Source organism: Colwellia sp. TT2012, from assembly GCF_001440345.1.
GTDB lineage: Bacteria > Pseudomonadota > Gammaproteobacteria > Enterobacterales > Alteromonadaceae > Colwellia.
In genome coordinates this window covers 1-796 of sequence record NZ_LJYX01000139.1, presented here as the reverse complement: position 1 = coordinate 796, position 796 = coordinate 1, and the positions used below count along the sequence as shown (strand labels likewise).

1 protein-coding gene is annotated in these 796 nt (G+C 60.3%); it reads left to right on the top strand.

Features of this window, described 5'->3' with window-relative positions:
- Positions 1-78 precede the first annotated feature (78 nt).
- Positions 79-528: a hypothetical protein gene (locus tag ASU03_RS20340; RefSeq protein WP_082627371.1), complete on the top strand. Its 450-nt coding sequence runs from the start codon at positions 79-81 to the stop codon at positions 526-528.
- Positions 529-796: the final 268 nt, after the last annotated feature.

The window sequence follows — 796 nt, the reverse complement described above, 5'->3', positions numbered from 1 at the left end:
TTTGCCTTTGGCGGCGTCAACACGTCGCTGATCTTTCGCCGCTGGCAGTAAGCCTTTTAATTGATTGGAGAGAACGGAATGTCTTCGTTGCTACGCGCCACCCTCATCGCCCTGACCCTGCTGACCGCTGCCGGCTGTACCAGCAAACCGGTGCTCAACACCCAGCACGCGCTCGCCGCCAACGAGCAGGTCAGCGAAGAGAAAATGAAACAGAGCATCCTCACCGCCTTGGAGAAGCGCAACTGGACCGTCCAGCGCGCCGACCCAGGCCTGATCCAGGCCCAGATCAACGTGCGCAACCGCTACTACGCCGAGATCGACATTCGCTACACCGGCACCCGCTACGCCATCACCTATCGTGACAGCCAGGAACTGGGCTACAAGGACGGCAAGATTCATCGCAACTACAACCGCTGGGTGAGCATGCTCGACCGCGACATCATGGCCGGGCTGCGCGCAAGCGGCGCGGCGCAAGCGGGTACGGCGGAGCAGTTGTTCAAGGAGACGGGGACGTCGAAGCAGAACTGAAAAGGCTCTGATGCCGCATTTTTCACCAGCGAGGCTGCGATGACAGTGTGTCAGGCAACATATTTTTTGCCTGTGCCGCCGCCATCGCAGCCTCGCTAAAGCTCGATAGCTCTTACGCTACACCAACGCCTTGCGCGTCAGCAGCTCGACAAACGCCTTGGCCATGGGCGACTGCTGGTCTTTACGCTGCACCAGCCACACCGCCGTCACTGCCTCCGGGTCGAGCAAGGTACGGTAGACCACGCCGTCGATGCGGATGCGCTGATAT